The 8,942-nt window shown below is 42.7% G+C and carries 10 protein-coding genes (1 of these 10 running past the window's edge); 4 read left to right on the top strand and 6 right to left on the bottom strand.

Translation table 11 applies throughout. The annotated features are described in order from the left end of the window. On the bottom strand, nucleotides 1-1,628 hold the 5' portion of the coding sequence (locus tag LK416_03550; protein ID UEA75271.1) for a trypsin-like peptidase domain-containing protein. Its footprint begins 82 nt before the window's first position; 1,628 of the gene's 1,710 nt are visible here — the first part of the coding sequence; the start codon lies at nucleotides 1,626-1,628; its stop codon lies beyond the left edge, outside the window. A 279-nt stretch (nucleotides 1,629-1,907) separates the two neighbouring features. Here LK416_03550 and LK416_03545 point away from each other — a divergent pair, with 279 nt between their 5' ends. The 4 genes from LK416_03545 to LK416_03530 are packed head-to-tail and all read left to right on the top strand — an operon-like array spanning nucleotide 1,908 to nucleotide 5,016. Then, nucleotides 1,908-2,180, top strand: a complete 273-nt coding sequence (locus LK416_03545; GenBank protein ID UEA75270.1) for a hypothetical protein — start codon at nucleotides 1,908-1,910, stop codon at nucleotides 2,178-2,180. 1 nt (nucleotide 2,181) lies between these two features. Beyond that, on the top strand, nucleotides 2,182-2,820 hold the full coding sequence (locus LK416_03540) for an ATP-binding cassette domain-containing protein (protein ID UEA75269.1): 639 nt from the start codon (nucleotides 2,182-2,184) through the stop codon (nucleotides 2,818-2,820). A gap of 24 nt (nucleotides 2,821-2,844) precedes the next feature. Next, on the top strand, nucleotides 2,845-3,963 hold the full coding sequence (locus tag LK416_03535; protein UEA75268.1) for an ABC transporter permease: 1,119 nt from the start codon (nucleotides 2,845-2,847) through the stop codon (nucleotides 3,961-3,963). Nucleotides 3,964-3,984: 21 nt separating this feature from the next. Continuing rightward, nucleotides 3,985-5,016, top strand: a complete 1,032-nt coding sequence (locus tag LK416_03530; protein ID UEA75267.1) for an ABC transporter permease — start codon at nucleotides 3,985-3,987, stop codon at nucleotides 5,014-5,016. A 258-nt stretch (nucleotides 5,017-5,274) separates the two neighbouring features. Here LK416_03530 and LK416_03525 read toward each other — a convergent pair whose 3' ends face one another. The 5 genes from LK416_03525 to LK416_03505 all read right to left on the bottom strand — a co-directional run bounded on the left by LK416_03525 (nucleotide 5,275) and on the right by LK416_03505 (nucleotide 8,200). Then, nucleotides 5,275-5,895 (bottom strand): YigZ family protein, encoded by a 621-nt coding sequence (locus LK416_03525; protein ID UEA75266.1) that lies wholly within the window; start codon nucleotides 5,893-5,895, stop codon nucleotides 5,275-5,277. A 12-nt stretch (nucleotides 5,896-5,907) separates the two neighbouring features. Beyond that, entirely contained in the window at nucleotides 5,908-6,375 is a 468-nt protein-coding gene (gene nrdR / locus LK416_03520; protein ID UEA75265.1) for a transcriptional regulator NrdR, read from the bottom strand. A 56-nt stretch (nucleotides 6,376-6,431) separates the two neighbouring features. Beyond that, nucleotides 6,432-6,680, bottom strand: coding sequence for a YlmC/YmxH family sporulation protein (locus tag LK416_03515; protein ID UEA75264.1), 249 nt, complete (start codon nucleotides 6,678-6,680; stop codon nucleotides 6,432-6,434). A gap of 140 nt (nucleotides 6,681-6,820) precedes the next feature. After that, nucleotides 6,821-7,612, bottom strand: a complete 792-nt coding sequence (locus LK416_03510; protein ID UEA75263.1) for an RnfABCDGE type electron transport complex subunit B — start codon at nucleotides 7,610-7,612, stop codon at nucleotides 6,821-6,823. A 12-nt stretch (nucleotides 7,613-7,624) separates the two neighbouring features. Continuing rightward, entirely contained in the window at nucleotides 7,625-8,200 is a 576-nt protein-coding gene (locus LK416_03505) for an RnfABCDGE type electron transport complex subunit A (protein ID UEA75862.1), read from the bottom strand. Nucleotides 8,201-8,942 lie beyond the last annotated feature (742 nt).

The following is an 8,942-nucleotide window of genomic DNA, read 5'->3' as shown; positions in this document are numbered from 1 at the left end:
CTGTAGAATTCGATCTCGATCTCATCGCCAACCTTTCCACTTGCTATTTGGCTTTGAAGATCTGTACTGTCTGAAATATCATTTCCATCAATACCTACAATGATATCACCTGTAAGGAGTCCGCATTTCTCTGCCGGAGATCCTTCACTTACCGAATATACATATACTCCTTCCGGCATATTCAGTCCTTCTGCATATTCAGATGTGATATTTTTAACGGTTACACCAAGATATGTTGATCCTGATTTGGTTGTACTCTTGCCTGCAAGAATATCGTTGATGATATCCTGTATATCGGATATAGGAAGTGCGTAGCCCATTCCTTCTACTGTGCTGTCTACATATTTCGCTGTGTTCATACCGATCAGTTCGCCCTTCATATTTACAAGAGCACCACCACTGTTACCAGGGTTGATAGCTGCATCAGTCTGAAGAACCTTTACAGTTCCGTCATCTACACTAACTTCACGGTCAAGAGCACTGATATATCCTACTGTTACCGACTGTCCATATCCAAGTGCGTTACCAATGGCGATACATGGATCTCCGACTCTTAAGTTCTCGGATGAACCGATCGTGATCTCTTTGATCTGACTTAATGTGTCGTCCTTGATCTTCTTTAACGGAACGGTTACAACCGCTACATCATTTGATTCGTCATAGCCTTTTACTTCTGCACCGGCTGATTCACCATCTATAAATCCTGCTGATAATTCTTTTGCGTTCTTTACTACATGATAGTTCGTCAGGATATAAAGGTTTGTTTCATCTTTTCCGATTATGATACCTGAGCCTGCTCCTGACTGCTCCTGCTCATAGGTATCAAACCAGTACTGATATGTTGTTACATATGTTCCTGTTATGGATACAATGGATGGCATTACAGTTGCACTTACATCTGCTACATTGCCGTCACCGGTGCTTCCGGAGGCATTTGCATCGAGCAAAGCGGAGCTTGTAGTTGTATCTGATCCGATCTGAACCGTCTGCTTTTCTTTCTTTAAGAACTTATCGCTGCCATACCGGACACCCTGGAAGACACAGCCTGCAACCAGTCCGAAGACAACTGCCGCAGCTATAGTCGTTGCCACCTTCTTTCCTGTACTTCTTCCACCGTTTGTTTTCTTCATTTCTTTCTTAGCTTTTTTATCTGCTTTCTTCTTTGCTGAGCGTACCATTTTTTCTGATTTTTTCTTTTCCTTCTCAGCAGCTTTCTGCATCGCTTTATTAACATTTTCGGAATAACCTGTCACATTCTGCGTGGAAGCACCTGTACCCTGTGCTGTATTTCCTGAAGGATTCGTATAAGCTGATGTATAGCCGGTCTGGCTGTTATATCCTGCATGCTGATTACTGGAGTAAAATGCACCGCCAAAATACATATTCTGTCCCGGAGTTCCATGATACATGCTGTTCTGTGAGTTCTGCCGGTTATATGCATTTGTATTCTGTCCTGAACCGGTCTGTCCATATGCATTGCTGCTTCCATAGGTCTGTCTATAGGAGCTGTTCTCATTCTGCATATTCATCTGTTCAGTCGTCTGTTCGGAAGCTGTCTGTGTCTGTTCCTGTGTCTGACCTTCTGAGTCGAACTGACAATCCTGTTCTTCTCTAAAATTCTCATCCATAATCAATCATCCTTTCTTTCTATGTAACAGCAGCTTTCTTTTGTTTACTGCTCTCTTTCTTATTTACAGGTTATACTATAATCTGTAATTGTGTAAGAAGTGTGTTTTCCATGTAGAAGAAATGTGTTTTTCGTGTATAAAAAATTTGAACAACTTACATCTATTTATGCTTGACTTCATATGGAAATTGAAATACAGTTTTTAATGACAGATTACAGAATGATTTTTATGGTATACAATATTTTTACATATATTATATAGAAATTGAGGTTTTAACTTATGTTCCGAGTATGGGGTAAAATAATGAAGGATAACCACCTGGTAAAGGATACGGTTGTCTGTATAGATGATGCATCTTTGACACGAACAAAAAAGGTATATAAAGCATTAGAGGAAATGTGCTATGAATTTGATCTGGCAAAGCCGATCTGGCTGAAGAAAAATCAAAATGATTTTATTCTCCACGCAAGAACACGTTTCGATCATGATAATTTCGTAGAAGCGATCGAATTCGACTATCTGGATTTTCAGATTATTGAAGAGGATTATTAATATGTTTACTGTAAATGATATCGGGAAAAATTATAAAAAGAAAATGGTACTAAATCATATCTCCCTGCAAGTTGCACCCGGTGAATGTATCGGACTTCTGGGAATCAACGGTTCCGGAAAATCAACGCTGCTTGGTATTCTGTCCGGCGGACTCCGACAGGATCATGGCACTTATTCTTTTGACGAACCGGATAAAACGGTCAGCTTTCTTCCACAGGAAAATCCACTGATTCCGGAGCTGTCCGGTCTGGATAATCTGAAGCTCTGGTACTCCGGCAGATCTACCGAGCTAAACAGCACCTACAGCCTCTCTATCTTAAAAAGACTCGGTGTAGATGTTTTTCTCCATCAGAAGGTAAGTACAATGTCCGGTGGTATGAAGAAACGTCTGAGCCTTGCTATCTGTATGCTGGAGCAGCCGGATCTTTTATTACTGGACGAACCACTTGCTGCGTTAGATCTCCTCTGTAAAAAAGGAATTCTGGACTATCTGAAGGAATATACCGGAAATGGTGGCAGCATTATCGTTGCAACACATGAAGAAGATGCGCTCTCCATCTGTAATCGCATCTATATCTTAAAGGATGGTTTACTACAGGAAGCAAAAGGTACCGATTATGCGACCATGCTTCGTGCCTGATTCAGATTGGATGTGAATGTTCTTATGTTTTTTCGATTATTTCTAACAGACCTTAAAAGAATAAAACAGCGTTTTCTTCCGCTTGTCCTGATCACTCTCATTCTGGCAGTCGGACTCTCTGTCGTCGTTCTGCTGTCAAACCGGTTATTATATAATGAACAGACCATCGAACCGGTCAATGTCGGGTTGGTTGCCGATGCTTCTTCTCCTTATGTCAAGATGGCATATTCTATGGTAAGTGAAATGGACAGCTACCGGACTACCTGCCGTTTCATCGAGATAGCTTCCGAAGATCACGGCAGACAGATGCTTGAAAACGACGAAATCAAGGCGTTGATCATCATTCCCGATAATATCATCAACAGCATTATATACGGAGAGGACAATCCGATCACGGTCATTTATAATCAGGATGGTACTTTAGATACTTACACTCTAAATGAGGTATTCAAATCCACCTCATCAATGCTTGCTACTGCACAGGCTGCAACTACGATCATTTATCAGGGGGCATATCAAATGAGGCTTCCGGATACCGCACTAGAACAAATCGCAACGGATGCCGATAATCTCTACATGGATTATGTCTTATCCAGAACAGAGCTTTATATCAGAGAAGACTTACAGCTTACCGGAGCTTATACCCCTTATCAGTATTATATAGTATCCGGGCTGCTGCTTCTGCTGTTCTTCAGCGGAATCGTCTTTTTATCTTTTATAAAAGGGAATTCTGATACATTACGTCTTCGTCTGAAGCTTCACGGAATCACCGGAGCGCATATTATAATCAGTCAATATCTGACACTTACGATCACATTATTTATGATCTATACGATACTGTTCTTTAGCTGTATGACCGGAGGTACGATCGGTCATTTTACCCCTTTGCAGTTTCATATATCGGGATTCTTTGCCGGAATACCCGCGATCCTGTTTATCGGATTCGTTATCCTGCTGATCGGGTATCTGCCAACCGGATATTCCGGGGCATGCCTGCTGTTATTTTTGACAGCTTTCTTACTGGCTTATATCGGAGGCGGTATTGTTCCGGTCAGACTTCTGCCTGACTTCATCCAGAATTTTGCTGAACATACCCCGTATTATCAACTGTTAAACCACTTATGTAATGGTTTTTACCATTAATCGATGAAAGGACAACTGCTTATGCTGTTACGTCAATACAGAATCCTGTTAAAACGGACTTCAAAAAAATTCATCAATCTTCTGTTGCTGCTGATCATTCCGTTCACGGCATTCTATATAAAAAATCTGCCGGTGGAAGAAAAAAGCACGGTATTCATCTGTGGATATTATATGGAAGAATCAAACAGTTACCTGGCACAGGTGGAGCAGGAGCTCTCCGGACATCAGGACTGCTTTACTTTCGAGAAATGCAGTTCTATGGAGGAATTAAAGGATCAGGTTGCATCCGGGCGATATGACTGTGGATTTGCGTTTGACAATGGGTTTTCTGACGCATTTATACATGATATCAAGAACTGCCACATCCGCTTATACACTTCCCCATCTTCGATGTTCCAGGCAATTTTTTCCGAAACATTATTTGACCGGCTGTTGGATGCTTTCTCGCCGGCTATTGCCGTCAACTATCTGGAATCGAATTCTGCCACAAAAGACTTTTATCGGAGTCCTTTCCAGTCATATCTGGAAGATCAATACAGAAATTATATGAACAGTGATTCTGTCTTCCGGTTATCTGTCAATAATACAGGAGCCTATCACGGAACAACCGACCGCGTAGATCTGTTCCCGGTTCATGAATTTACCGGTTTTCTTCTGTTCTTATCTTCTCTGGTCGGTTTGCTGGTCTATCTGAAGGATCAGGATGAACACATCTATGACAGAGTATCCAAACGGAAAAGACTGCGTTTCTGTCTGACCGGTATTCTTGCTAATATAACACCGGTATGGCTGGTCAGTGTAGTTACGCTCTACTTATATGAGCAGCCGGAAGCCATCCTGCCATTTCTGTTAAAGATGTTCGGATATATACTGCTGTGTCTGCTGTTCACTTTTATCTGTCTGCTTATCTTCCGACATTATAAGCCGTTTGTATCGGCTCTTCCGGTTCTTGTAATCTGCACTTTGATCTTCTCGCCGATCTTCCTGCATCTGGAGGATTATGCGCCGATCCTGCGGTATCTGTCCTACCTCTTTCCGCCGACCTTTTTTTAGGGGAAACAAAAATAAGCTTGCCTGTAACGTTATATGATTAACTATGATGTTGTATCGTTTCTATTCGTCTCGCACAGCATATTTGTCAGCAGTCGCCCAAACTCACCCTTTCGGGTTCAAACATGGGCTTGGTGCTGACAGCCAGTGCAAGGCTCATAACGAAACTTATACAAATGTCATAGTTAATCATATAGCGTCACAGGCAAGCTTATTTTATATTTGCTTTAAATTAATTGGCGCAAAAAGAATGAGCTCTGTTTATACGAATTTCTCGCCTTTTTCGTCTATGACAGCGCGGGCTGCTGTTGCTTCCGTAATCTTTTTTTCGATCATTGTTACATCGGCGACAGGAACTGCTGTATGGAAAGTTACATCTGCACCATATTCTGTATTCTCTATACTAATCTCATTTGTTGATAAGAGATACTGTACTTTGCCGGAATCATTATAGGAGCAGGTGATATCCATAAGCTTCATGCGCTGCACCTGGTGAATGCCGGCGTCTGCAAGGGCAAGCTTAGCAGCTTCTGTATATGCCCGGACAAGTCCTCCGGTTCCAAGCAGAGTACCACCGAAATATCTTGTAACCACAATGCAGATATCTGTTACCTGATTTCCCGATATCACTTCTAATATCGGCTTTCCTGCGGTTCCCTGCGGTTCTCCATCATCTGAAAAACGATAGAGGGTATTCTCTTTTCCAATCGCAAATGCATGACAGTTGTGTCGTGCATCATAATGTTTCTTCTTGACACTTTCGACAAATGCATACGCTTCTTCTTCCGAAGAAACCGGCTGTGCATAACCGATAAATCTGGATTTCTTCTCAACGATCTCATCGGTGCCCGGTGTCAGTATTGTATTATAAGAATCTACCATGATTGTTCCTGTCTATTTCCTGTCAGTATTTGTCGATAATAATTTGCTCAGCTCATTCATAAATGTATTCACATCTTTGAATTCTCTGTATACAGAAGCAAATCTTACATAAGCTACCTGATCCAGATCCTTGATCTTATCCATAACGATCTCACCGATCGTCGTACTCTCTACTTCTTTTGCTTCCAGATTAAAGATCTCGTTCTCGATATCATCGATGCATTTGGATATCTGTTCCGCTGATACCGGTCTTTTATGGCAGGATCTTATGATACCGGATTCAATCTTCTTCCTGTCATAGGTTTCTCTGTTCTTATCCTTTTTGATTACGATAAGCGGGATCGTCTCAACCTTTTCATACGTTGTGAAACGTCTGCCACAGGCATCGCACTGTCTTCTTCTTCGGATCGAACAGCCGTCATCCGCCGGTCTGGAATCTATAACTCTTGTATCATCAACATAACAAAATGGACATCTCATGTTTTTGCCTCCGTAAATCAGGGAACATCATTTTATCCCCTCTATTCTTTCTGCTACTAACTTTTACATATTCGGGGAGGAATGTCAACTAAAATAATATCCGGCCCGATCTTTACTACATTACAGAAATCAATGCGATACTCCTCGCAAGATCCAAAGCACCAGAAAATTTTTCCCTGCTCAGGAACAATTATCGTCTCAATTCTTCCGGAGCAGGGATCAAATTCAATATCTGCAACAAAGCCAAGTCGCTGGCAGTCCTTGCAGTTTATTACTTCTTTTTCTTTTAATTCACAAAACCTCATCTATATTCCCTTTTCAACAAAATCCACCTTCCGTATCATAATATGAAACAGAGAATATATTTAGACATATAAATTATCGGTTGCACCGATCTGCCTATGAATCAGTCACAGCAGTCAGGCTCTGAATCCGCTCACATTGATCAGCTTATGATCTTGACCGGACACTTTCTGGCACATGCGCCACAATGGGTACACTTATCATAATCAATATGTGCGAGGTTCTGATCTACCGATACCGCATCAAATTCACAGGATCTGACGCAGAGTGAACAGCCAATACAACCCGCTGAACAAACTGCCTTTACTTCTTTTCCTTTTTCCTTTGAATTACATCTGACACGATGAGGGGCATCATACGGAACCAGCTCGATCAGATGTCTTGGACAGACATCTACACACTTTCCGCACGCTTTACATTTTTCCTCATTTACAACTGCAATGCCATCTATAATATCAATCGCACCGAATTCACAAACAGCCTTGCAGGAACCATATCCTGTACAGCCATATGTACAGCCCTTTGGTCCGTTATTCGGACTGTTCTGTGCAAGAACACAGGTCTTTGGTCCAACGTAATCATAAACATCCTTTGCCTTCTCACAGTCACCTGCGCATTTGACAAAGGCTACATACTTGGTGCTTGCTGTATTCTCTACGCCGAGTGCTGCACTGATTGCCTCTGCAACGGCGGTTCCTCCAACCGGACATGCAGATGGCGGCATCTCACCCTTTGCAATGGCTGCTGCAAGACCATCACAGCCGGGATATCCGCATCCACCACAGTTATTTCCGGGAAGAAGTTCCCGCACCATAACTGCCTTCTCATCTACCGGAACTTTAAACTTTTCACCAGCTACACCAAGCAGAACACCAATGATAATACCAACGCCTGCTACAACTGCAACTGCGATCAGAATTGTTGTAATATCCATAACGATCCCTCCTTATATCAATCCGGCAAAGCCAAAGAACGCTATTGCCATCAGACCTGATGTGATCAGAACGATCGGAGTACCCTTAAACGCTTCCGGAATATCACTGTATTCCAGTTTCTCACGGATACCTGCAAGGATCGTAATTGAGATCGCAAAACCTACTGCTGAACCAAAGCCATTTACAATACTCTCAAAAATCGTATATTCATTCTGCACATTCGAAAGTGCGATACCAAGAACTGCACAGTTTGTTGTGATCAATGGAAGGTATACTCCGAGTGACTCGTATAAAGACTTCATATTCTTCTTTAAGAACATCTCTACAAACTGTACCAATGCCGCTATTACAAGAATGAACACAATCGTATTCAGATAATCCAATCCCAACGGAGAAAGGATTCCATAATAAACAATACTCGTTACTGCTGAAGCGATCGTCATAACAAATATAACGGCTCCGCCCATACCGGTCGCTGTGTTTACACTCTTTGATACACCAAGGAAAGGACACAGTCCAAGGAACTGGCTTAATATTACATTATTTACGAGGGCTGCTCCAACTGCCAATAATAAAATATGCATTATTTTCTACCTCCCCTTTTCTTATTCTTTTTATCTGCAGATTTTTCATCAAATTCCTGATATTTGTTTACCTGATCTGCACTTGCAACATCCGGTCTTACAAGCTTTGATGTGTCCACCGTATCGGATTCTTCCGATACGGCTTCCGCCTTCTCTGACTCTGAAACCGGATTGTCTGTCTCTGAGAGTACAACTGCATGTGGTACTCTGTTCAGATTTACCGGGATGTGGATTCTCGGTCTGTCAGACATCTCTTTCGCCACCTGAACCGGAGTCTGCTGTACAGTTGACGCTGTTTTCTCCTGAACCGGCTGCTGCGCTGGTTGTGCTGCCTGTATCTGTGGCTCCTGTGATACCGGAACTGTCATCTCAGGCTCTGATGAAGCTGCCATCTGCGGCTGCATTGTACTCTGAGTAGCAGTCTGCTGTACGACCGGTGCCGACTGCATCTCCTGAACCGGTTGCTGCGCTGATGGTACCGACTGCACTGGTTGTGCCTGCTGTGCCTGCTGTCCTTCTTCCCGCTCTACCGGCTTCTTTGCTATCTTATCCGGGATCACAACCTTTTTCGACTGTGGTACCGGTGCTGTCGGCGTCTGTGCGACGGATGCCTTGCCGGCATTTGTCTGTGCATTAGCCTGAGTATCCTGCATTGCAGCCTTTCTTCCGGCACACATGATGTTTGCACATCCCATGCAGGCTTCCGGCTTACAGCTTACAGGGATCTCATCTCCATTTGCAAGTG

The sequence above is a fragment of the Lachnospiraceae bacterium GAM79 genome (assembly GCA_020735665.1).
GTDB lineage: Bacteria > Bacillota > Clostridia > Lachnospirales > Lachnospiraceae > Coprococcus.
Note: the sequence above shows the minus strand (reverse complement) of the source record. Positions and strands in the feature narration are given on the sequence as shown.

Coding starts and splice junctions, on each gene's coding strand:
- LK416_03545 (UEA75270.1), top strand. CDS start 1,908: ATGTTCCGAGTATGGGGTAAAATAATGAAGGATAACCACCTGGTAAAG.
- LK416_03540 (UEA75269.1), top strand. CDS start 2,182: ATGTTTACTGTAAATGATATCGGGAAAAATTATAAAAAGAAAATGGTA.
- LK416_03535 (UEA75268.1), top strand. CDS start 2,845: ATGTTTTTTCGATTATTTCTAACAGACCTTAAAAGAATAAAACAGCGT.
- LK416_03530 (UEA75267.1), top strand. CDS start 3,985: ATGCTGTTACGTCAATACAGAATCCTGTTAAAACGGACTTCAAAAAAA.
- LK416_03525 (UEA75266.1), bottom strand. CDS start 5,895: ATGGTAGATTCTTATAATACAATACTGACACCGGGCACCGATGAGATC.
- nrdR (UEA75265.1), bottom strand. CDS start 6,375: ATGAGATGTCCATTTTGTTATGTTGATGATACAAGAGTTATAGATTCC.
- LK416_03515 (UEA75264.1), bottom strand. CDS start 6,680: ATGAGGTTTTGTGAATTAAAAGAAAAAGAAGTAATAAACTGCAAGGAC.
- LK416_03510 (UEA75263.1), bottom strand. CDS start 7,612: ATGGATATTACAACAATTCTGATCGCAGTTGCAGTTGTAGCAGGCGTT.